Source organism: Ornithinimicrobium pulveris (assembly GCF_050261105.1).
Taxonomy (GTDB): Bacteria; Actinomycetota; Actinomycetes; order Actinomycetales; family Dermatophilaceae; genus Ornithinicoccus.
This window is the reverse complement of record NZ_CP189837.1, coordinates 1,870,952-1,892,670: the sequence shown is the minus strand read 5'-3', so window position 1 is coordinate 1,892,670 and position 21,719 is coordinate 1,870,952. Positions and strand designations below refer to the sequence as shown.

General features: G+C 68.7%; 19 protein-coding genes and 1 tRNA gene. 13 read left to right on the top strand and 7 right to left on the bottom strand.

Features of this window, described 5'->3' with window-relative positions; all coding sequences use genetic code 11:
• The first annotated feature begins 69 nt into the window (after positions 1 to 69).
• The 9 genes from ACQBAT_RS08785 to ACQBAT_RS08745 all read left to right on the top strand — a co-directional run bounded on the left by ACQBAT_RS08785 (position 70) and on the right by ACQBAT_RS08745 (position 7,070).
• Positions 70 to 330 carry an HGxxPAAW family protein gene (locus ACQBAT_RS08785; RefSeq protein WP_420747534.1) on the top strand — a complete coding sequence of 87 codons (261 nt, stop codon included), beginning with the start codon at positions 70 to 72 and terminating at the stop codon, positions 328 to 330.
• Between the two features lie 67 nt (positions 331 to 397).
• Positions 398 to 1,231, top strand: a complete 834-nt coding sequence (trpC, locus tag ACQBAT_RS08780) for an indole-3-glycerol phosphate synthase TrpC (RefSeq protein ID WP_420747533.1) — start codon at positions 398 to 400, stop codon at positions 1,229 to 1,231.
• On the top strand, positions 1,228 to 2,487 hold the full coding sequence (trpB, locus tag ACQBAT_RS08775) for a tryptophan synthase subunit beta (RefSeq protein WP_420747532.1): 1,260 nt from the start codon (positions 1,228 to 1,230) through the stop codon (positions 2,485 to 2,487). Before trpC ends, trpB begins: the two co-directional genes overlap by 4 nt.
• Positions 2,484 to 3,266: a tryptophan synthase subunit alpha gene (gene trpA, locus ACQBAT_RS08770; protein WP_420747531.1), complete on the top strand. Its 783-nt coding sequence runs from the start codon at positions 2,484 to 2,486 to the stop codon at positions 3,264 to 3,266. Before trpB ends, trpA begins: the two co-directional genes overlap by 4 nt.
• The gene (locus ACQBAT_RS08765) at positions 3,263 to 3,736 is read left to right on the top strand and encodes a MauE/DoxX family redox-associated membrane protein (protein ID WP_420747530.1); all 474 of its coding nucleotides are present in this window, start codon (positions 3,263 to 3,265) and stop codon (positions 3,734 to 3,736) included. The genes trpA and ACQBAT_RS08765 overlap by 4 nt, the downstream gene beginning before the upstream one ends.
• A gap of 5 nt (positions 3,737 to 3,741) precedes the next feature.
• Positions 3,742 to 4,473 (top strand): DsbA family protein, encoded by a 732-nt coding sequence (locus ACQBAT_RS08760; protein WP_420747529.1) that lies wholly within the window; start codon positions 3,742 to 3,744, stop codon positions 4,471 to 4,473.
• Positions 4,474 to 4,646: 173 nt separating this feature from the next.
• On the top strand, positions 4,647 to 6,104 hold the full coding sequence (gene pyk / locus ACQBAT_RS08755) for a pyruvate kinase (RefSeq protein ID WP_420747528.1): 1,458 nt from the start codon (positions 4,647 to 4,649) through the stop codon (positions 6,102 to 6,104).
• A 100-nt stretch (positions 6,105 to 6,204) separates the two neighbouring features.
• Positions 6,205 to 6,287 (top strand) — tRNA-Leu (locus ACQBAT_RS08750).
• 249 nt (positions 6,288 to 6,536) lie between these two features.
• A complete protein-coding gene (locus ACQBAT_RS08745) occupies positions 6,537 to 7,070 on the top strand; it encodes an ANTAR domain-containing response regulator (RefSeq protein ID WP_420747602.1) in 534 nt (177 codons plus the stop codon).
• Positions 7,071 to 7,126: 56 nt separating this feature from the next.
• Here ACQBAT_RS08745 and ACQBAT_RS08740 read toward each other — a convergent pair whose 3' ends face one another.
• Entirely contained in the window at positions 7,127 to 7,897 is a 771-nt protein-coding gene (locus tag ACQBAT_RS08740) for a DUF554 domain-containing protein (RefSeq protein WP_420747527.1), read from the bottom strand.
• Between the two features lie 20 nt (positions 7,898 to 7,917).
• Positions 7,918 to 8,355, bottom strand: a complete 438-nt coding sequence (locus ACQBAT_RS08735) for a hotdog fold thioesterase (protein ID WP_420747526.1) — start codon at positions 8,353 to 8,355, stop codon at positions 7,918 to 7,920.
• 19 nt (positions 8,356 to 8,374) lie between these two features.
• On the opposite strand from ACQBAT_RS08735, the gene polA reads away from it, so the two are divergent.
• Positions 8,375 to 11,092, top strand: a complete 2,718-nt coding sequence (polA, locus tag ACQBAT_RS08730; protein WP_420747525.1) for a DNA polymerase I — start codon at positions 8,375 to 8,377, stop codon at positions 11,090 to 11,092.
• Positions 11,093 to 11,272: 180 nt separating this feature from the next.
• A complete protein-coding gene (locus tag ACQBAT_RS08725; RefSeq protein ID WP_420747524.1) occupies positions 11,273 to 12,604 on the top strand; it encodes an ABC transporter substrate-binding protein in 1,332 nt (443 codons plus the stop codon).
• A gap of 381 nt (positions 12,605 to 12,985) precedes the next feature.
• Here ACQBAT_RS08725 and ACQBAT_RS08720 read toward each other — a convergent pair whose 3' ends face one another.
• The 5 genes from ACQBAT_RS08720 to ACQBAT_RS08700 all read right to left on the bottom strand — a co-directional run bounded on the left by ACQBAT_RS08720 (position 12,986) and on the right by ACQBAT_RS08700 (position 18,193).
• On the bottom strand, positions 12,986 to 13,876 hold the full coding sequence (locus tag ACQBAT_RS08720; protein WP_420747523.1) for an ABC transporter ATP-binding protein: 891 nt from the start codon (positions 13,874 to 13,876) through the stop codon (positions 12,986 to 12,988).
• Positions 13,873 to 14,679, bottom strand: a complete 807-nt coding sequence (locus tag ACQBAT_RS08715; protein WP_420747601.1) for an ABC transporter ATP-binding protein — start codon at positions 14,677 to 14,679, stop codon at positions 13,873 to 13,875. Before ACQBAT_RS08715 ends, ACQBAT_RS08720 begins: the two co-directional genes overlap by 4 nt.
• Before the next feature lie 202 nt (positions 14,680 to 14,881).
• Complete coding sequence (locus ACQBAT_RS08710; protein ID WP_420747522.1) at positions 14,882 to 15,859, bottom strand: branched-chain amino acid ABC transporter permease; 978 nt, start codon at positions 15,857 to 15,859, stop codon at positions 14,882 to 14,884.
• Positions 15,860 to 15,881: 22 nt separating this feature from the next.
• Positions 15,882 to 17,147, bottom strand: a complete 1,266-nt coding sequence (locus ACQBAT_RS08705; RefSeq protein ID WP_420747521.1) for a branched-chain amino acid ABC transporter permease — start codon at positions 17,145 to 17,147, stop codon at positions 15,882 to 15,884.
• 215 nt (positions 17,148 to 17,362) lie between these two features.
• Positions 17,363 to 18,193: a class I SAM-dependent methyltransferase gene (locus ACQBAT_RS08700; protein WP_420747520.1), complete on the bottom strand. Its 831-nt coding sequence runs from the start codon at positions 18,191 to 18,193 to the stop codon at positions 17,363 to 17,365.
• A 147-nt stretch (positions 18,194 to 18,340) separates the two neighbouring features.
• On the opposite strand from ACQBAT_RS08700, the gene rpsA reads away from it, so the two are divergent.
• Both rpsA and ACQBAT_RS08690 read left to right on the top strand, forming a co-directional pair.
• Entirely contained in the window at positions 18,341 to 19,792 is a 1,452-nt protein-coding gene (rpsA, locus tag ACQBAT_RS08695) for a 30S ribosomal protein S1 (RefSeq protein WP_420747519.1), read from the top strand.
• 198 nt (positions 19,793 to 19,990) lie between these two features.
• Positions 19,991 to 21,718 (top strand): BCCT family transporter, encoded by a 1,728-nt coding sequence (locus ACQBAT_RS08690; protein WP_420747518.1) that lies wholly within the window; start codon positions 19,991 to 19,993, stop codon positions 21,716 to 21,718.
• The last annotated feature ends 1 nt before the right edge of the window (position 21,719 follow it).

Sequence of the window (21,719 nt, the reverse complement as noted above, 5' to 3'; positions counted from 1 at the left end):
CCTGCACCGCACGGTGCTGCTGGCAGAATGGGATCAGTTCCAGCAGTAGACCGTCACGAGGAGAAGACAATGCACGACGACGACCACGGCCACAGCGCGGCGGCCTGGATCGGGATCGCGGTGATGTTCGTGGCGACGGCGCTCGCCTGCTTCGCCGCCGTGTTCGGCCCCGCCTGGCTCTTCTGGGCCGGTGTCGTGCTCTTCCCCGTGGGCTCGCTGGTGTGGTACCTCCTGTCGCGCACGTCCTTGGGCCTGGAGGCCCGCAAGGAGCGTGAGCGCGCTGCCCTGGAGGCCCGAGAAGGGCGTGAGCGCTCCGGCGCCACCGCCTGACCGAAGGGGTCTGCGGTCACCAACCCCACCGTCCGGAGCACCCGTGCGGGTCGCCTAGGCTGGTGGGGTGGTGACGGTTCTGGACGAGATCATCAGCGGGGTGCGCGAGGACCTGACGCAGCGCCGCGCAGCCCTGTCCCTGGAGGACGTCCGCGAGCGCGCGCAGGCGGCCCCGCCCGCCCGTGATGCCTGGCGGGCGCTGCGGGCCCCAGGCCTGCACGTCATCGCCGAGGTCAAGCGCAGCAGCCCGAGCAAGGGTGCGCTGGCGGCCATCGCTGACCCGGCAGCCCTGGCCGCCGACTACGCCGAGGGTGGAGCGTCGGTGATCAGCGTGCTGACCGAAGGGCGGCGCTTCGGCGGATCGCTGGCCGACCTGGACGCCGTCCGCGCTCGCGTCGACGTCCCGGTCCTGCGCAAGGACTTCGTCGTCGACCCCTACCAGGTGTGGGAGGCCCGGGCCCATGGGGCGGACCTCGTCCTGCTCATCGTGGCGGCCCTGCCGCAGGAGGTCCTGATCGGGCTGCTGGAGCGCATCGAATCCCTCGGCATGCACGCCCTCGTGGAGGTGCACGACGAGCCGGAGTTGGAGCGTGCCCTCGCGGCCGGGGCCAGGATTGTCGGCGTCAACAACCGTGACCTGCGGACCCTCGAGGTGGACCGCGGCACCTTCGCTCGGCTGGCGCCCTCGATGCCCGAGGGGATCGTCCGGGTCGCCGAGTCCGGTGTCCGAGGTCCGCTTGACGTCGTGAGTTTCGTCGAGGCTGGCGCGGACGCCGTGCTGGTGGGCGAGGCACTGGTGACCGGGGCCAGTCCCCGGGAGGCTGTCGCAGAGCTGGTCGCCGTGGGCTCGCACCCCGCGGTGCACGCCGACCCGCACCGTGCCGGTGGTGGTCGTGCGTGACCGGCCGTTTCGGTGACTACGGCGGGCGCTACGTCCCGGAAGCCCTCGTCGCAGCCCTCGAGGAGCTCGAGCAGGCCTGGACCGAGGCGATGGCCGACCCCGACTTCGGTGCCGAGCTGGACCGGCTGCAGCGGCACTACACAGGCAGGCCCTCCCCGCTGACCGAGGTGCCGGGCTTCGCTGAGCACGCGGGTGCCGCCCGGGTCTTCCTCAAGCGCGAGGACCTCAACCACACCGGATCGCACAAGATCAACAACGTGCTCGGGCAGGCGCTGCTGACCGCGCGGATGGGCAAGCGCCGCGTCATCGCCGAGACTGGAGCCGGTCAGCACGGCGTCGCGACCGCGACCGCCGCTGCACTGCTCGGGCTGGAGTGCACGGTCTACATGGGCGAGGTCGACACCCGGCGCCAGGCGCTCAATGTCGCGCGGATGAAACTCCTGGGCGCTGAGGTCGTGCCGGTCGCCACCGGGAGCGCGACCCTCAAGGACGCGATCAATGAGGCGATGCGCGACTGGGTCACGCATGTCGACCATACCCACTACCTGCTCGGCACCGTGACCGGCCCCCACCCCTTCCCGACCATGGTGCGTGACTTCCACGCGGTGATCGGGCAGGAGGCCAGGGCGCAGATCCTGGAGCGCACCGGCCGGCTGCCGGACGCCGTGTGCGCCTGCGTCGGGGGCGGCTCCAACGCCATGGGCATCTTCCACGCCTTCCGCGAGGACGACGCGGTCCAGCTGCACGGCTTCGAGGCCGGCGGCGAAGGTGTCGGCACCGGCCGACACGCCGCGCGCTTCTCCGGCGGCTCGCCGGGGGTGCTGCACGGGGCCGCGTCCTACGTGCTGCAGGACGAGGACGGCCAGACCCTGGAGACCCACTCGGTCTCGGCCGGACTGGACTATCCCAGCGTGGGTCCCGAGCACTCCTTCCTGCACGACAGCGGCCGCGCGCGCTACGCACCGGTGACCGACGCCGAAGCGATGGACGCCTTCGCCCTGCTCTGCCGCACCGAGGGCATCATCCCGGCGATCGAGAGCGCGCACGCGCTGGCCGGCGCCGTGCGGGTCGGGCGTGAGCTCACCGAGGCCGGCATCGAGCAGCCGCTCGTCCTGGTGAACCTCTCCGGTCGCGGCGACAAGGACGTGGACACCGCGGCCCGGTGGTTCGGGCTGGTGGACGGGGAGGAGCTCGTCGAGGCCGAGCAGCTCAAGGCGGATGCACCCGTCGCCGAGGCGGAAGGGAGCGGCTGGTGAACGCTCTGGACGAGCTCTTCACGCGCACCCGGTCCGAGGGCCGGGCGGCGCTGGTTGCCTACCTCCCCGCGGGCTATCCCGACCTGGAGACCTCCGTGCAGGCGGTCCGGGCTGTCGCCGAGGCCGGTGCCGATGTGGTCGAGGTCGGCGTCCCCTACACCGATCCGTTGATGGACGGTCCGGTCATCGAGCAGGCTGCCTCCGAGGCGCTGAAGGCCGGCTTCCGGCTGGCCCAGGTCTTCGACGTTGTCGCCTCGGTGCGCGAGGCCGGCGCCGTCCCCGTGGTCATGTCCTACTACAACCCGATCCTCCGGCACGGGATCGACCAGTTCGCCGCCGAGCTCGCGGACGCGGGCGGCGCTGGTCTGATCACCCCGGACCTGATCCCCGACGAGGCCCAGGTATGGCGCAGCGCGGCCGACGCACATGGCCTCGCCCCGATCTTCCTGGTCGCGCCGAGCTCGGGCGACGAGCGACTGCGGATGACCGCGGAGGCGTGCCGGGGATTTGTCTACGTCGCCTCCACGATGGGGGTCACCGGTACGCGTGCCCAGGTCGGTCAGGGCGCCCCCGATCTGGTGAAGCGGACTCGGGCCGTGACCGAGCTGCCCCTGTGCGTCGGCCTGGGCGTGAGCACCGGGGCGCAGGCGGCCGAGGTCGCCTCCTTCGCCGACGGCGTGATCGTGGGGTCGGCCCTGGTGCGCGCCCTGGGCGCCGACCGCTCGCTGGCCGAGTTGACCCGGCTGACCGAGGAGCTCGCGGAGGGCGTGCGACGGTGAGGACACGCTGGTCGGCGCCGGACCTGGTCGGCCTGCTCGCTCGCGCCGTGCTGGCCGGTGTGCTGCTCGTCGCGGGCTGGGTGAAGATCACCGATCTGACCGGCTCGACCCAGAACGTGCTCGCGTACGAGTTGTTCAGCTATGACCTGGCTCGCTTCATCGGGGTGATGCTCCCCATCGTCGAGATCGCCCTCGGTCTGCTCCTTCTTGTCGGGCTGCTCACCCGGTGGGCTGCCGCTGCGACCGGCGTGCTGATGATCGTGTTCATCGGCGGCATCATCTCGGCCTGGGCGCGCGGCCTGTCCATCGACTGCGGCTGTTTCGGCTCCGGGGGGCCGGTGGATCCGGATGAGACCACCTACCTTCTGGACATCCTGCGCGACATCGCCTTCCTCGCCCTCGCGGCCTGGTTGGTCATCCGTCCGCGCACCCCCTTCTCCCTCGATGCTCAGCTCCAGAAAGGACCGTGACACCCATGCCCCGTCCGCCCGCCCCCGAGGTCAAGCCCGTCAGCCAGGGACCGTCGTCGGCCCTGATCGGCGGCGTCGTGGTGCTGGTCGTTGCGCTGATCGGCGTGCTGGTCTGGCTGGCGATCCGTAGCGGCGACTCGCTGGAGTCGAGCGGCAGCGCCAACGCGCTCAGCCAGGGTGGGGGCATCAGCTCCGGGCCAGGTGTGGATGCCGGCGACGGGGTCACCCAGGTCCATGTCTATGGCGATTTCCAGTGCCCGTTCTGCGGTGACCTCGAGGTGGCCGTAGGGGAGGAGTTGGAGCAGAAGGTGGAGGCCGGGGAGGTCAATCTCACCGTCACCCTGATGTCCTTCCTGGACGGCCGGATCGCGGGGGAGAACTCGGCGCGGGCAGCCAACGCAGCCCTCTGCGCCGACGACGCCGGGGCCTTCCTGCCCTTCTACCAGGACCTGTATACCGCCCAACCGCAGGAAGGCCAGGGTTGGAGCGATGAGCAGCTCGTCGCGACCGGCGAGGCCGCCGGCATCACCGGTGGCGACCTCGACACCTTCTCCTCGTGTGTCGCCGAGCGGCCCTACCAGGACTACGTGGACGACATGCAGCAGCGGGCCAACCAGGACGGCGTCACCGGGACCCCGCGGATGTTCGTCAACGGCACGCAGATCAGTGACGACGAGATGCGCGGCCTGATGGAGCGCACGATCGACGTGGACACGGTCCTCGCGACGCACTCCTGATCGCGCACCCGCGCATCCCGCTGGAAGGAGCGCGCTGGACCTGCTGGAACCTGTGTGCTGGAACCTCTGCGTGTGGGGCTCCTTAACGCGTGCTCGTGCGGGCTGCACAGCGTGAGGTGACGTAATGGCAGTCGAGGTCCGCGGAGGTCGCTGGGAGCATTAGGCTTGGTGTCATGCGTCGAGCCAAGATCGTGTGCACCCTGGGTCCCGCCACCGCCTCCGAAGAGCAGATCACCGCGCTCGTCGAGGCTGGCATGGACGTCGCCCGCCTCAACCTCTCCCACGGCAGCCACGAGGAGCACTACGAGCGCTATATGAGCGTCCGTCGCGCCGGTGACACGGTGGGTCACGCTGTGGCGGTGCTCGCGGACCTGCAGGGCCCCAAGATCCGTACCACCACCTTCGCCTCTGGGCCGGTCACGCTGGCCCCCGGCGACGTCTTCACCATCACCAACCGGGACGTCCCTGGTGATCAGCACGAGGTCGGCACCACCTACAAGGGCCTGCCGGGTGATGTGGCCGTCGGTGACGACCTGCTCATCGATGACGGCAAGGTCATGCTGCGCGCCACCCACGTCGACGACCAGGACGTTCGGTCCGAGGTCGTCGTCGGCGGCGTCGTCTCCAACAACAAGGGCATCAACCTGCCCGGTACCGCGGTGAGTGTCCCGGCGATGTCGGAGAAGGACGAAGAGGACCTGCGCTGGGCCATCCGCAGCGGCGTCGACTTCATCGCGCTGTCCTTCGTCCGATCGGCTGCCGACGTCGAGCCGGTGCACCGGATCATGGAGGAGGAGGGGCGCAAGCTGCCCGTCATCGCCAAGATCGAGAAGCCGCAGGCGGTCGAGAACCTCGACGAGATCATCGATGCCTTCGACGGAGTGATGGTGGCCCGCGGTGACCTCGGTGTGGAGCTGCCGCTCGAGCAGGTCCCGCTCGTGCAGAAGGACGCCATCCAGAAGTGTCGCGAGAAGGCCAAGCCGGTCATCGTCGCGACGCAGGTGCTGGAGTCGATGATCGAGAACCCGCGCCCCACACGCGCTGAGGCCAGCGACTGCGCCAACGCGGTCCTGGACGGCGCCGACGCCATCATGCTCTCCGGCGAGACGTCGGTCGGCGCCTGGCCGATCCGTGCGGTTCAGACGATGGCCGACATCATCTCCAGCACCGAGGAGCACGGCCTGGACCGGATCGCCCCGATCTCCACCAAGCCCAAGACGCCCGGCGGCGCGGTCACCCGAGCTGCCCTGTCGCTGGCGGACTCGCTGGACGGCATCAAGTTCATGGTGACCTTCACCAGCTCTGGTGACACCACCACCCGGATGGCGCGCATGCGCGCAGCGACCCCGATGCTGGCCTTCACGACCGAGCAGGCCACGCGCTCGCGGCTCGCGCTGACGTGGGGCGTGGAGACCTTCCTGGTGCCCTTCGTCTGGCACACCGACCAGATGGTGCAGCAGGTCGAGGAGGTGTTGCTGCGTGAGGGACGGTGCGAGCACGGCGACCTGGTGGTGATCGTCGCCGGCTCGCCCCCCGGGGTCTCGGGCACCACCAACGCCCTGCGCCTGCACCGCGTCGGCGACGTGATCTTCGGTCAGGCCCCGGCCTATCAGGCAGATCCCGTGGTCTAAGGGCACGAGGCGCCAGACAGCCCGCCCAGCGGGGCACGCATCGGGGCGCACGAGGCCACCTGGACGGGCCGGTATGCTGTACTCGCTCGTCCGAGCCCCCGCCGGGGTGGTGGAATGGCAGACACGGGGCACTCAAAATGCTCTGCCCGAAAGGGCGTGCGGGTTCAAGTCCCGCTCCCGGCACAACAAACCCCTGACCAGCGGTGGTCCGGGGCCATGACACACAGATAGGCTGACGCCGTGACCGATGCAAAGACGCAGACTTCCGAGCCGGGCGACGCCGAGGAGCAGGTCGAGGGGCAGGTCGCCGAGAAGGAGCGTCCTGCGGACGCTGACGCCACCTCGACCGAGCCGACCGGCGAGGACGCCGACGGTGGAGCTGCCGAGCAGGGTCTGCGGATCGTGCTCGCCGAGGACGAGGCGCTGATCCGGATGGATCTGGCCGAGATGCTCACCGAGGCCGGCCACGAGATCGTGGGCCAGGCCGTCGACGGCGAGCAGGCCGTGGAGCTGGTGAAAGAGACCGAGCCCGACCTCGTCGTGATGGACATCAAGATGCCCACGATGGACGGCATCTCGGCGGCCGAGCAGATCGGTCGAGAGGGTCTGGCACCGGTGGTGATGCTCACCGCTTTCAGTGACAAGAACCTCGTCGAGCGAGCCCGAGATGCGGGCGTCATGTCCTACGTGGTGAAGCCGTTCAGCGCGGCTGACGTGCTCCCGGCGATCGACATCGCCCGCGCCCGCTGGGCCGAGCGCAAGGCGCTGGAGAGCGAGGTGGCCGACCTCGGCGAACGCTTCGAGACCCGTAAGCGCGTGGACCGGGCCAAGGGCCTGCTGATGACCCAGCTCAAGTTGAGCGAGGCCGACGCCTTCCGCTGGATCCAGAAGGCCGCCATGGACCGCCGCCTGTCGATGCGCGAGGTCGCCGACGCAGTCATCGCCGGGATGCCCGCCAAGAAGTAGTCAGCGTCAGGCTGCGGGCAGCGCCAGGCCGCTGGCACCGTCAGACGGGCGAACCGTCAGCGGAGTTGGGCCACCACCGAGACCAGGATCGGTGCCACCACGAGCGCCGGCAGCAGGTCACCGACCGGGATCTGCCGGATCCGGAGCAGCCGCAGGGCGATCCCGACCAGCAGCAGCCCACCGACAGCGGTGAGTGCGGCGACGTGCGCCTCCGAGGCCACCTCGCCCAGCGTGACGCCCACGACGGTCAGCCCACCCTGGACGACGGCTACCGACACGGCGGAGAAGAGCACGCCGATCCCGAAGGTGGACGCGAAGGCGAGGGAGGCGAAGAAGTCCAGCGCCGACTTCAGGGCCAGCTGGTCGATCCCCAGGCCCAGCCCGTCCGAGAGCGATCCCAGCACCGTCAGCGGACCGACGCAGAAGAGCAATGAGGCGGTCAGCCATCCCTCGATGAACCGCTCCCGCGCAGCATGGCCACGCTCGGTGCGCCCGCCCAGCCGCGAGACGAGTCGCTGCACGTTCCCGGCGAGGCGTTCCAGGCGTTCCTCGATCCGCAGGAGCGATCCGGTGATGCCGCCGATGAGCAGGCTGCCCAGGACAATGAGCACGGGGACGCCCTGACCGACCGCCTCGCGCAGGGCGGGGGAGGTCACCTCGAGGGCCGACAGGACGGCTACGAGGAGGGTCACCAGGCCCAGGCAGTCGGTCACCACGTCCCGGACCCGCTCGGGCAGCCGGTGCCCGGCCAGGATCCCGATGATCGATCCACCGATGACGGCGACGACGTTGATGACGGTCCCCAGCCCGGGGAAGGCTCCATCCATGGCCGAAGAGTACGGCCCGCTCAGCGTCCGGGGGCTCGGTCCCGCAGTGCGCAGGTCAGCCGGGCGGTGCACACCCGACGCTCCTGCTCATCGCTCACCACGACCTCGTAACAGGCGACGGACCGCCCGAGCGACAACGGCGTGGCCACGCCGGTCACCCAGCCTTCCCTCACCGCACGGTGGTGGGTCGCGTTCAGATCCACCCCGACGGCGATCCGATCGGGACCCGCGTGGAGGGCAGCGGCGATCGAGCCCACGGTCTCCGCGAGGGCGGCGGAGGCGCCACCGTGGAGCAGCCCGTAGGGCTGGGTGTTGCCCTCGACCGGCATCCGGGCCACGGTGCGTTCGGCGCTGGCCTGGAGAATCTCCATACCCATCCGCTCGGAGAGCGTGCCGGAGGCGTCGAACGGGAGGTCCTCGAGACGAGTGACGGGCGGGGCTTCAGGTCTGTCGGTCACGGGACATAGGCTGCCATGCGTGAGTCGACTGCTGCTGCTGGACGGACATTCGCTGGCCTACCGAGCCTTCTACGCGCTGCCGGTGGAGAACTTCTCCACGACCACCGGCCAAAGCACCAACGCGGTCTACGGCTTCACCTCGATGCTGATCAACGTGCTCCGGGACGAGGCGCCCACCCACCTCGCAGTCGCCTTCGACCGCTCCCGGCAGACCTTCCGGACCCAGGAGTATGCCGAGTACAAGGCGGGCAGGGCCAGCACCCCGTCGGAGTTCAAGGGCCAGGTGGATCTGGTCAAGGAGGTGCTGGACGCCCTGCGCATCACCCACGTCGAGGTGGAGGGCTTCGAGGCGGATGACATCATCGCCACCCTCACCGGGCAGGCCCGGGCGGAGGGGATGGAGGTGGTCATCCTGTCGGGAGACCGGGACGCGCTCCAACTCGTGGATGAGAAGACGCTGCTGCTCTACCCGGTCCGCGGCGTGTCTGAGACCTGGCGGATGGATCCGACGGCGGTCGAGGAGAAGTACCTCGTCACGCCGGAGCGCTACAGCGACCTCGCGGCGCTGGTGGGGGAGAGCTCGGACAACCTGCCTGGCGTCCCCGGGGTCGGGCCCAAGACGGCCGCCAAGTGGCTGGGTCTGTATGGCGATCTGTCGGGGATCGTGGACAACGTCGACAAGCTCACCGGCAAGGCCGGTCAGGCCACCCGCGACCACCTGGACCAGGTGCTGCGCAACCGGCGGCTGAACCAGCTCGTCGGCGATGTCGAGCTGCCGGTGAGCGTGGCGGATCTGGCGATGAAGGGCTGGGACCGCGAAGAGGTGCACCGGGTCTTTGACGGCCTGGAGTTCCGGGTCCTGCGGGACCGGTTATTCGCCACCCTGGACTCCGCAGAGTCCGAGGCCGAGGAGGGCATCGACGTCGTGGGTCAGCGCCTGGGCGCGGGCGAGGTGTCCGCCTGGCTGGAGCAGCACGCCTCGGCAGGGGAGCGGACCGCGCTGGTCGTCCACGCCGCGCCCCGGACCCCGGCCGGCCCGGGCGAAGCCACCGGGATCGGGATCGCGGGAGCCGAGCACGCGGCATACGTGGACCTCGGTGACCCGGGGGCCCTGGAGCCGGCGGACGAGAGCGCGTTGGCCGGCTACCTGGCCGATCCTGCCCGCCCCAAGGCCCTGCACGACGGCAAGGGCCAGATCGCCTCTCTCGAGGCGCGTGGGCTGCCGGTGGAGGGCGTGGTCAGCGACACCGCCCTGGCGGCCTACCTGGTGCGTCCGGACCAGCGCTCCTACGACCTGGCGGACCTGTCGCTGCGCTATCTGCGCCGGGAGTTGCGCCTCGATGACGAACCGGCCGCGCAGGGCACCCTGGACCTGAGTTTCGACGACGACGAGGCCGACCGCTCCGAGGCTCGCTCGGCGATGGTGCATGCGCGTGCCGTCCACGACCTGGCTGACGCCCTGGATGAGGAGCTCGCGGACGAGCAGGAGCGCCACCTGCTCACTGAGGTGGAGTTGCCGCTGGTCGGCGTGCTGCGCCGGATGGAGCAGGTCGGGATCGCCGTCGATCTTGAGGCGCTGGAGCGGCTGGAGGGTGAGTTCGCGACCGCGATGCAGGAGGCCCAGCAGGATGCCTGGGAGGCGATCGGGGACGACACCGTCAACCTGGGTTCTCCCAAGCAGCTGCAGGTGGTGCTCTTCGAGAAATTGGAGCTGCCCAAGACCCGGCGGACCAAGACCGGCTACACCACTGACGCCGACGCACTGGCTGGCCTGTATGCCCAGACCGAGCACCCCTTCCTCGAGGCGCTGCTGCGTCACCGCGACAAGACTCGGCTGCGCATCACCGCCGAGGGGCTGATCCGTTCGGTCGCCGATGACGGCCGGATCCACACCACCTATCAGCAGACGATCGCCGCCACCGGACGGCTGAGCTCGACCGAGCCCAACCTGCAGAACATCCCGATCCGCACCGAGGAGGGGCGCCGACTGCGGGAGGTCTTCGTGGTGGGCGGTGAGGGCGCCGGCGGTGCTGGTGGGTTTGAGTCGCTGATGTCGGCGGACTACAGCCAGATCGAGATGAGGATCATGGCCCACCTGTCCGGGGACGAGGGCCTGATCGAGGCTTTCCGCACCGGGGAGGACCTGCACCGCTTCGTCGGCTCGCGCGTCTTCGGTGTCCAGCCCGAGGACGTCACCGTGGAGATGCGGGCCAAGGTCAAGGCGATGAGCTATGGCCTGGCCTACGGGCTGTCGGCCTTCGGCCTGTCCAAGCAGCTCGGGATCTCCACGGCCGAGGCGAAGGAGCTGATGGAGGAGTACTTCGAGCGCTTCGGCGGCGTGCGTGACTACCTGCGCGATATCGTGGCCGAGGCTCGCCGCACCGGCTTCACCGAGACCATCCTCGGGCGGCGTCGCCATCTGCCGGACCTGACGAGCGACAACCGGCAGCGGCGTGAGATGGCTGAGCGGATGGCGCTGAACGCCCCCATCCAGGGCTCGGCGGCCGACCTCATCAAGGTGGCGATGCTGCGCACGGAGGAGGCGCTGCGGGAGGCCGGGGTGCGCTCACGCATGCTGCTGCAGGTGCACGACGAGCTGGTCCTGGAGATCGCGTCCGGTGAGGCCGAGCAGGTCGAGCAGATCGTGCGGGAGCAGATGGGCGCAGCGGCTGACCTCGACGTCCCGCTCGACGTCAGCGTCGGGGTCGGGCGCAGCTGGCACGACGCCGCTCATTAGAAGGGCGGCGATGTCGGGGCGACCACGGTGGCGGTGACAGCTCCATCACCCCAGATAACGAATGGGGAACGATCCGCACGAATCTGCCCGCGAATGCTTGTCATCCGATGGGCCGCCCTTTACGTTCAGGGCACACCCGTGGCGGCATCGTGGCTGCCACCCGTACCCATGAGGAGCAACATGAGCTCAACCACTCTCCGTCGACGCGGCAGCGGGGCCGTGCGCGGCCTGGCAGCGGTCGCGGCCACGAGCCTGATCCTGGCCGCCTGCAATGGTGGCGGTAATGGCGACAACGGCGCCACGGAGCCTGCCGACGAAGGCGGCACCACCGAGTCCCCCGCTGCTGGTGGCGACCAGGAGGAGGCCTCCGGCCAGGCTGGCGAGCGGGACCTGACCCTCGAGGTCGGCACCGTTCTGCCCCAGACCGGTGCGCTGGCCTTCCTCGGGCCGCCCGAGGAGGCGGGTGTCGCGCTGGCGGTCAAGGAGATCAACGAGGCGGACGCGGGCATCACCGTCAACGTCACCTACGGCGACTCCGGTGACGCTGACAACCGCGCCTACGCCACCACCGTTCCCCAGTTGCTCAACGCCGGCGTGAACGTCATCGTCGGTGCGGCATCCTCCGGTGTGTCGAAGCTGTTCATCGACGAGGTCGTGGGTGCTGGGGTGCTGATGATCTCCCCGGCCAACACCTCGCCGGACTTCACCGACTGGCCGGATGACGGTCTGTACTTCCGCACGGCACCCTCGGACCTGCTCCAGGGTGAGGTGCTCGGCAACCTGATCGCCGAGGACGGTGTGCAGAACCTGGGCATCATCTACCTCAACGACGCCTACGGCACCGGCCTGGAGGCCGCGCTGACCGAGACCTTCGAGGCCGCTGGTGGCAGCGTCGTCGTCTCCGAGTCCTACAACGCCGGTGACACCACGTTCGACGCGCAGATCAGCTCGGTGATGGCGCAGAACCCCGACGCCCTGGCTCTGATCACCTTCGATGAGATCAAGACCATCGCTCCGGCCCTGAACGCCGCTGGCTTCGACACCGGCAACCTCTACCTGGTGGACGGCAACCTGGCCGACTACAGCGAGGACTTCGACGAGGGTCTGCTCGAGGGCTCCAAGGGCACCACGCCCGGCCCGGACCTGGGTGACGACTTCCGCGACAAGCTGAACGAGGCGTGGACCGCCGAGGGCAACAACGAGCTGCGCGACTGGAACTACGCGGCCGAGTCCTACGACGCCGTGATCCTCGCCGCGCTGGCCGCGATGGCTGCCGACTCCACCGAGGGTTCCGACATGGCCAGCAAGATGCAGGAGGTCTCCGGTGGTTCCGGTGGCGGTCAGAAGGTGACCGACTTCGCCGAGGCCGCGCAGATCATCATCGACGGTGGCGTCGTGGACTGGGACGGCCCGTCCGGCCCGATCACCTTCGACGAGAACGGTGACCCGACCGAGGCCACCATCGGCATCTTCGAGTTCAACTCCGACAACGAGCCGGTCCGCACCAACTGATCGACTCCCGTCACGAGGAGGGCCCCGGGGCAACTGCCCCGGGGCCCTCCTTCGTCGTGCCATGCTTTCCCACCGAACGCGCGTGGTGTCGCCCCAGCGGGCCACTGGACGCGCGTGGTGTCGCCCCAGCGGGCCACTGGACGCGCGTGGTGTCGCCCCAGCGGGCCACCGGACGCGCGTGGTGTCGCCCCAGCGGGCCACCGGACGCGCGTGGTGTCGCCTCAGGGGGTCACCGGACGCGTCCGCCATGGACCCTGGCACAGCAGAAGGCCCCGGACGGATCCGGGGCCTTCTGTTCCTTGTGCTGTCGTGCTCGTCCTGCGTCGCTCGTCCTCCAGCCGTGCGCGACGGGCGCCGAGCTCTCTCAGCCGTGGTGCGAGGTCACTCCTGGCCGAGCGTGCCGAGGTAGAGGCCGATGACCCGCTCGTCGTTCAGGAGCTCGCGCCCCGTGCCGGTATGCGCGTCTCGGCCCTGATCGAGCACATAGGCGCGGTCACAGATCTGCAGGCAGCGGCGGGCGTTCTGCTCGACCATGATCACGGTCACGCCTGCCTGGTTGATCGAGGAGACGCGGATGAAGGCGTCGTCCTGACGAACCGGCGAGAGGCCAGCCGACGGCTCGTCCAGCAGGAGCACGTCCGGGCGCATCATCAACGCGCGGGACATCGCCACCATCTGGCGCTCACCACCACTGAGCGAACCCGCCATCTGATTGAGACGGTCCTTCAGCGCCGGGAAGATGTCGAGCACGAAGGGGAGGTTCTCCTTGATCGTGCTCGGCCGCTGGTAGGCGCCCATCTCCAGGTTCTCCTGGATGGTCAGGGTCGGGAAGACATTCTCGGTCTGCGGGACCAGACCAACACCCTTGGCCACGAGCTTGTTGGCCTTGAGGTTAGTGATGTCCTCTCCGCGCAGCGTGATCTGCCCGGACCGGACGTTGACCAGGCCGAAGATCGACTTCAGCAGGGTCGACTTGCCGGCGCCGTTGGGGCCGATGATGCCGATCAACTCGCCGTCGTAGGCCCGGAGGTTGGTGTCGGTGAGGATGTTGATGCCGGGTAGGTAGCCAGCCGTGATGCTGTCCACATCGACGACCAGGTCCTTGCCCTCGACTCCCTCCGGCACCGCATCGTGCCGCTCGCGCTCGTCGGCGGTCACCGGTGCCTCGTGGTGACGCGCCTCGTCGTGGTGAGCTTCGTGGTGACGCGCTTCGTCGTGGTGTGCTTCGTCGTGGGGGTGGGTGTTGTCTGGGGTGTTCGCGGGGGTGCTCATCGGACCCTGTTGCCCTCCTCGTCGTACCGGCCGGTGATCACACCGATGTCCTGGTCGAGGTGGCTGCCCAGGTAGGCGTCCACGACGGCCGGGTCCTTCATCACCTCGTGGGGCGGGCCTTCGGCCACGACCCGACCCTCGGCCATCACGATGACCCAGTCGGAGATGTGGCGGACCATGTGCATGTCGTGCTCGACGAAGAGCACGGTCATGCCCTGCTCCTTGAGGTCGATGACGTGATCGAGCAGCGACTGCACCAGGGCCGGGTTGACGCCGGCCATCGGCTCGTCCAGGAGCACGAACTCCGGCTCGGTCATCAGCGCGCGCGCCATCTCAAGCAGCTTGCGCTGGCCACCGGAGAGAGCCGCCGAGTAGTCGTCCTTCTTGTCGATCAACTTGAAGCGGGCCAGCAGGTCGAGGGCTCGCGCCTCGATCTCCTTCTCCTGCTTGGACCACAGGAAGGGGAAGACGCTGCTGAGCAGCCGCTCGCCGGTCTGCTTGGTCGCACCCAACTTCATGCTGTCCAGAACCGTGAGCCGCTGGAGCACCTTGGTCAGCTGGAAGGTGCGGACCTGCCCCATCCGGGCGGTCTTCCACGCCGGGACGCCGGCCAAGCCCCGACCGTTGAACGACCAGGTGCCGGAGTCCGGCTTGTCGAAGCCGCTGAGCAGGTTGAAGAAGGTGGTCTTGCCGGCACCATTGGGCCCGATGAGGGCGGTGATGGCGTTGCGCGGAATCTCCACGTGCTGCACGTCCACGGCGGTGATACCGCCGAAGGTGCGGGTGATGTTGTCGACGACCATGATCGGGTCACGCTTGGGGACACCCGGGGCGGCCGGTCCGGTCGCCAGGTCGTGCTCCTGGTGCACCTCATGCGTGGGCTCGATGTCCAGGCTCTCCACGACGATGTCCGGATCATCGGTGAGGTGCCCCTCGCCGAAGTCACCCTCGTGGTCGACGACCTTGTCCTCGAGGCTGCTCTGCTCCTCGGGCAGCTGCATCTCGTTACTTGACAAAGGTCATCTCCTTCTTGCTGCCCAGGATGCCCTGGGGTCTGAATGCCACGAGCAGCATCAGCGCCACACCGACCAGGATGAAGCGCAGGTGCCCGGCCTGGGCGGTGCTCATCGGCAGCCAGCCCTGCGCGGCCATCTGCGGGAGCACACCCGCCAGGAAGGCCATCACGGCCCAATAGAGAACGGCGCCGAGCACCGGCCCGAAGAGTGTCGCCGCGCCACCGAGCAACAGCGCTGTCCAGACGAAGAACGTCAGGCTCGGCAGGTAGTACTGCGGAATCACGGCCGAGGGGAGAGCGATGACCACGCCACCCAGGGCACCGAGGACACCACCGATGATCAGGGCCTGCATCTTGTAGAGGAAGACGTTCTTGCCCAGCGAACGGACCGCGTCCTCGTCCTCGCGGATGCCGCGAAGCACGCGACCCCACGGGCTGCGCATCAGCAGCCAGACGAAGACCAGGGTCAGGGCCACCAGGAGCAGGCCGAAGACGCGCACCCACCACTGGTCGGCGGAGTAGGTCCATGGGCCGATGCCGTAGGTGCCAGCGGGCAATGGGTTCGCCGCGCGGAAGCCGGCGTGGTAGCCGCCGAGGCCGTCCGCGGAATTGGTCCAGGTGTCGAAGACCCGCGACTGGAAGAGCAGTCGAACGATCTCCGCGGCGGCGATCGTCACGATCGCCAGGTAGTCGCCGCGGAGCCGCAGTGTCGGGATACCCAGGATGAAGGCGAAGATGACCGCGCCGACGATGCTGACCATGATGGCCACCCACCAGGGCAGGCCGAAGGACAGGATCGAGATGGCGTAGCCGTAGGCCCCGATAGCCATGAAGCCCGCCATGCCGAAGTTGAGCAGCCCTGCGTAGCCGAAGTGAATCGACAGGCCGAGCGCGGCCAGCATGAAGCCGATCGTCTCGGGCGAGAGCATGAAGTTGGCCGTGTTGTTGAGGATCGCGCCCCAGTCCATCTGACTATCTCCCTACTCTTCGCTATCCGATTCTTTCTCGTCGCCCGAGCAAACCTTGCGGGCGGACGAGGAGGATGAGGACGAGGACGCCGAGCGCGCCGACGTACTTGATGTCCGAGGGGATCCACAGGGTGGATACCTCGACGAGCACCCCGATCACCAGGGCGCCGATGAGCGCGCCGAAGGCGGTACCGAGGCCGCCGAGGCAGACCGCGGCGAAGATCAGGAGCAGGATCTGGGCACCCATGTCCCACTTGATGCCGGGTCTGAAGTAGGCCCACAGCACGCCGGACAGACCCGCCAGCGCAGCACCGGCGATCCACACGATCCGGGTGACGGCCTCGACGTCGATACCGCTCGCGGCGGCCAGCGGCCGGTTGTCGGCAACCGCGCGGGTCGCCTTGCCGGTGCGGGTGCGCAACAACCAGAAGGCCACGCCGAGCAGGACCAAGACGGAGACGCCCATGCTCACCATGTCGATCGTGGACAGGCGGATCGGACCCAGGATCTGGTGTCGCGTGCCACCGGCTCCCGGCAACTGGTAGGTCCCGCCACCGATGAAGTACTGGAAGACGTAGCGCAGAGCCAGCGAGAACCCGATGGTCAGGATCATCAGCTGGACGAGCCCGATGCCTCGGCGCCGCATCGGGCGCCAGATCCCGGCGTCGACCGCCCAGCCGAAGACGCCACTGAGGGCCACGGCCAGGATGATCGCGATCCAGATCGGCCACCCGAGGAAAACCCCGAAAGCCCAGGCCAGGACCGCGCCGAGCGTGACCATCTCGGCATGCGCGAAGTTCGTCAGGCCGGTCGTGCCGAAGATCAGCGACAGGCCGATCGCTGCCAGCGCCAACATCAGGCCGAAGTTGAGCCCGTTGACGAGGCGCTCCACGAACTGGTTCATCAACCCGGTGGTCTGTCGCTCGCCCTCACCGAGGAAGAAGTTCGCGGGGCGGAAGGACTGCGAGCCGTACTCCACGGTCAGGGGGTTCTCACCGTCGACGGTCACGCCCTCCGGCAGCGTCTCCTCATCGACCAGGACCTCATAGGCATCGGTCGTGGGGACACCGATCCGGGCCTGGCCACGATCGTTGGTGACTGCCTCCGCCTCGTAGCCACCGCCTGAGACGACGACCCGGGCGTTCTCCACCGGCTCGTTGTCATAGCGGATGTTGACCGCGACGCGGTACTCGTTCTCATCCAGGTTGACCTGGGAGGGATCATCGGCTCCTTGGGCGTGGGCGACGGCACCGGGCGAGAACACCAGGAAGGCGGCTACCAGCCACATTCCCAGCAGATACCACGGTCCGACGACACGCCGTGCGGGACGACGCGAAAGAGTCGGGCGCACTTGCTGCTCCTCCAGCTGGATGGTCACGGGGCGTGCGCCTCGGCGCGCACGGCTGGGTGGAGCATAGGGGAGAGATCACCCCCTGAACAGCATCCCGGCTCGGACCGTGTCCGATTCGTGACCTGGCGCGTCCAGCGGCACGAGGGCAGGGGTCAGGCCGGACGCCGACAGGCGAGGATGGCCGTGCCCGGCAGCAACTCACCCCGGGTACGGCTCCAGCCGCCCCATACGTGGTCACCGCGCGCACCGCCGGGCCACTCCGGCTCGACAAGATCCTCGAGGACAAGCCCCGCGCCCACCACTGCGCGCACCAGATCGCCCAGCGTGCGGTGATGCTCGCTGTAGGTCGCCGTCCCGTCCACGCGCTCCTCGACATAGGCGCGGCGGTCGAAGTAGGAGTGCCGCACGGTCAGCCCTTCCTCACCCGGGACGTCGGGGAAGGCCCAGCGCACCGGGTGAGGGAGAGAGAACACGACCTGCCCTCCGGGCCGGACCACCCTCGCCCACTCGCGCAGCGCCGCGCCCGCGTCCGGGACGAAGGCCAGGACCCCATGGGCGGTGAGCACGATGTCGAAGGATGCGTCTGCGAACGGCAGCCGAGCACCGTCGCACTGGACATAGGCCGCGGGGGTGGGTCGCGCCATACCGGAATCGAGGCGGACCCCGACCCTGAGCATCCCGAGCGAGACGTCGGACGCGACCACGCGGGCGCCCTCGCCCGCGCACCAGCGGCTGCCCTGGGCGGCGCCCGCCCCCACCTCCAGGATGTCCCGGCCGGCCAGCGGGTCGAGCACGCCGAGTTCGGCCTCGGTCCAGCCCTCAGGCCCCCAGGTGAGTTGATCGTCCCGCAGGAAGGCACCGTGCTCAGCGTGGTAGTTCTCAGCCTCGCCGTCCCACCAGGACCGGCCCGCCCGCACTGCCTCGTCGTGCGCGACGGCGCGTCGGCTCACCAGATCGGGGCTGGGGGAGGGAGAACTGTCCACCCCGGTAGTCTGCCAAGGCAGGGGGCATTTTGACCTGGGTGGGGGCGCCTCGGTAGGGTAGTCGGGCGCGGCGCGTGTGATCACGCGTGCCCGCAACCACATTGTCCATCCACTCACGCTGTGCCCACCAATCGGAGCCCCTACTACATGACTGCCACTACGGCCGAGCAGACCACTCAGATCGCCATCAACGACATCGGCACTGAGGAAGAACTGCTCGCAGCGATCGACGCAACGATCAAGAACTTCAATGACGGCGACATCGTCGAAGGTGTCATCGTCAAGGTCGACCGGGACGAGGTCCTGCTCGACATCGGCTACAAGACCGAGGGTGTCATCCCCTCGCGCGAGCTGGCCATCAAGCACGACGTCGACCCCTCCGAGGTCGTCACCGTCGGCGACGAGGTCGAGGCCCTGGTCCTTCAGAAGGAGGACAAGGAGGGTCGCCTGATCCTGTCCAAGAAGCGCGCCCAGTACGAGCGCGCCTGGGGCTCGATCGAGAAGGTGAAGGAGGAGGACGGCGTCGTCACCGGCACCGTCATCGAGGTCGTCAAGGGCGGCCTGATCCTCGACATCGGCCTGCGCGGCTTCCTGCCCGCCTCCCTCGTCGAGATGCGTCGCGTCCGCGACCTGCAGCCCTACGTCGGCAAGCAGATCGAGGCCAAGATCATCGAGCTGGACAAGAACCGCAACAACGTGGTCCTGTCCCGCCGCGCCTGGCTGGAGCAGACCCAGTCCGAGGTTCGCACCACCTTCCTCAAGGAGCTGCAGAAGGGCCAGGTCCGCTCCGGTGTCGTCAGCAGCATCGTCAACTTCGGTGCGTTCGTGGACCTTGGTGGCGGTGTGGACGGTCTGGTCCACGTCTCCGAGCTGTCCTGGAAGCACATCGACCACCCGGGTGAGGTCGTCGAGGTCGGTGACGAGGTCACCGTCGAGGTGCTCGATGTCGACATGGACCGCGAGCGCGTTTCGCTGTCGCTGAAGGCGACCCTCGAGGACCCGTGGCAGACCTTCGCCCGCACCCACGCCATCGGCCAGGTCGTGCCGGGCAAGGTCACCAAGCTGGTGCCCTTCGGTGCGTTCGTGCGCGTCGAGGATGGCATCGAGGGCTTGGTCCACATCTCCGAGCTGGCCGAGCGCCACGTGGAGCTGCCGGAGCAGATCGTCACCGTCGGTGGCGAGGTCTTCGTCAAGGTCATCGACATCGACCTGGAGCGTCGCCGCATCTCGCTGTCGCTCAAGCAGGCCAACGAGGCGGTCGCGGCCGAGTTCGACCCGACCCTCTACGGCATGGCTGCCGAGTACGACGAGGAGGGGAACTACAAGTACCCCGAGGGCTTCGACCCCGAGACCAACGAGTGGCTCGAGGGCTTCGAGGCTCAGCGCGAGAAGTGGGAGAAGGAGTACGCCGACGCCCACACCCGCTGGGAGGCCCACAAGGCTCAGGTGGAGGCTGCTGCCGAGGCCGACGCCGAGGCTGGCGTCGAGGTGGCCCCGGCCGCCGCGTCCTACAGCTCGGACACCCCGGAGGAGGGCAGCGGCACGCTGGCCTCCGACGAGGCCCTGGCCGCGCTCCGCGAGAAGCTCACCGGCGCCTGATCCGCGCCTGATCGGCTGAGCCGATCTCGTTGCCACGGCCCGGCACCCCACCAGGGGTGCCGGGCCTTCGCCGTTCCCGTATGTCGTTTCTCCCCGTGCGCGTGCCACGCGGGATTTCCTGAGCTTGAGCTGGGCGGAAATTCCTGGCAGGCTGATCCGCTGCTGAATTCCATACGCAACCGACCCTAGGTGATTCCCATGTCTGAAACCGTGACCGAGCCGCCGCCGACGCAGAAATCCCTGCCCCCCGTGGAGGACCCCGACGCCCGCTACGCGAAGAAGCCGAAGGGCTGGGTCTTCTATCCGGCACTGGCCATCATCGGCCTGTTCGTCGCGATCACCCTGGCCTTCCCCGAGCAGTTCGCCGAGTTCGTCGAGACGGGCAACACCGCGGTCGTGAACGGCCTGGGCTGGTACTACGTCCTCATCGTCACCGGCTTCGTCTTCTTCGCCGTGTGGATGGCCTTCGGCCGTCGGGGCGACATTGTCCTGGGCAAGGATGACGAGCCCGCGGAGTTCGGCCTGCTGTCCTGGTTCGCGATGCTGTTCGCCGCCGGCATGGGTATCGGCCTGGTCTTCTGGGGCGTCGCCGAGCCGCTCTGGCACACCGCGTGGCCGCCTCCGAACATGGCCGGCTCCAGCGAGGAGACCATCGCGCAGGCCGCGATGACCCGCACCTTCCTGCACTGGGGTCTGCACGCCTGGGCCATCTACGTCGTCGTCGGCCTCTCGATGGCCTACGCCGTCCACCGCCGGGGCCGTCCGGTCTCGATCCGCTACGCGCTCGAGCCGCTGCTGGGCCGCCGCGTCGAGGGCTGGCTGGGCAACACCATCGACGTCATCGCCATCGTCGGCACCATCTTCGGTGTCGCCACCTCGCTGGGCTTCGGCGTCGCGCAAATCGCCGGCGGCCTGCAGTTCCTCGGGTTCGCCGAGGACACCACCCCGCTGCAGGTTGGCCTGATCTTCGGGATCACCGCCATCGCCACCGTCTCGGTCGTCTCCGGTCTGGACAAGGGCATCAAGTGGCTGTCCAACTTCAACATGGTGATGGCCGTGGTGCTTCTCCTCGTCGTGCTCGTGCTGGGCCCGGCGACGCTGTTCATCCTGCGCGAGTTCGTGCACACCCTGGGTGCCTACTTCCAGGGCTTCTTCGGGCTGGCCTTCCAGACCCTGCCCTTCTACGGGGCCGAGGGTGAGGAGTGGCTCGGGGCTTGGACCACCTACTACTGGGGCTGGTGGATGAGCTGGGCACCCTTCGTCGGTGTCTTCATCGCCCGCATCTCCAAGGGGCGCACGGTCCGGGAGTTCATCCTCGGCGTGCTGCTGGTCCCGACCACCGTGACCTTCATCTGGTTCTCCACCATGGGTGGCACCGCGCTGTGGGCCGAGATGGTCGGCGAGGGCGGCCTGATCGTGGACGGCGACGTCGACAACACGACCAGCCTGTTCCAGATGCTCGAGCTGATCCCCGGCACCGCGGTCCTGTCCGGCCTGGCGATCCTGATGATCGTGATCTTCTTCGTCACCAGCTCGGACTCCGGCTCCTTCGTGGTCGACATGATCTCGCACGGCGGCAGCGCCAACCCGCCGGTCTGGTCGCGCGTCACCTGGTCGGTCCTCGAGGGCGTCATCGCCGCCGTGGTGCTGTGGGCCGCAGGACAAGAGCTCGGGCTGCGAGCACTTCAGGTGCTGGCCATCTTCGTGGCCGCACCCTTCAGCGTGGTGATGATCGGCATGTGCTTCGCCACCACGATCGCCTTCAACAAGGAGACGAAGGACCAGCAGCGGCTGGAGCGTGCCTCGCTGCGCCGCGAACTGGCTCTCGAGGTCGCCGAGGCGCAGCAGCGCGGCGAGCTCACCGGCGCCTCTGCCGCCACCGCGGCGAGCCCGACCAAGCGTCGGGGCCTGGGGCGCCGACGCTGAG

What these genes read in the sequence shown, in the direction of transcription:
- ACQBAT_RS08785 (WP_420747534.1), top strand. Translation starts at nt 70, where the DNA reads ATGCACGACGACGACCACGGCCACAGCGCGGCGGCCTGGATCGGGATC.
- ACQBAT_RS08760 (WP_420747529.1), top strand. Translation starts at nt 3,742, where the DNA reads ATGCCCCGTCCGCCCGCCCCCGAGGTCAAGCCCGTCAGCCAGGGACCG.
- pyk (WP_420747528.1), top strand. Translation starts at nt 4,647, where the DNA reads ATGCGTCGAGCCAAGATCGTGTGCACCCTGGGTCCCGCCACCGCCTCC.
- ACQBAT_RS08745 (WP_420747602.1), top strand. Translation starts at nt 6,537, where the DNA reads ATGGATCTGGCCGAGATGCTCACCGAGGCCGGCCACGAGATCGTGGGC.
- ACQBAT_RS08740 (WP_420747527.1), bottom strand. Translation starts at nt 7,897, where the DNA reads ATGGATGGAGCCTTCCCCGGGCTGGGGACCGTCATCAACGTCGTCGCC.
- ACQBAT_RS08725 (WP_420747524.1), top strand. Translation starts at nt 11,273, where the DNA reads ATGAGCTCAACCACTCTCCGTCGACGCGGCAGCGGGGCCGTGCGCGGC.
- ACQBAT_RS08720 (WP_420747523.1), bottom strand. Translation starts at nt 13,876, where the DNA reads ATGAGCACCCCCGCGAACACCCCAGACAACACCCACCCCCACGACGAA.
- ACQBAT_RS08715 (WP_420747601.1), bottom strand. Translation starts at nt 14,679, where the DNA reads ATGGTCGTCGACAACATCACCCGCACCTTCGGCGGTATCACCGCCGTG.
- ACQBAT_RS08710 (WP_420747522.1), bottom strand. Translation starts at nt 15,859, where the DNA reads ATGGACTGGGGCGCGATCCTCAACAACACGGCCAACTTCATGCTCTCG.
- ACQBAT_RS08705 (WP_420747521.1), bottom strand. Translation starts at nt 17,147, where the DNA reads ATGTGGCTGGTAGCCGCCTTCCTGGTGTTCTCGCCCGGTGCCGTCGCC.
- rpsA (WP_420747519.1), top strand. Translation starts at nt 18,341, where the DNA reads ATGACTGCCACTACGGCCGAGCAGACCACTCAGATCGCCATCAACGAC.
- ACQBAT_RS08690 (WP_420747518.1), top strand. Translation starts at nt 19,991, where the DNA reads ATGTCTGAAACCGTGACCGAGCCGCCGCCGACGCAGAAATCCCTGCCC.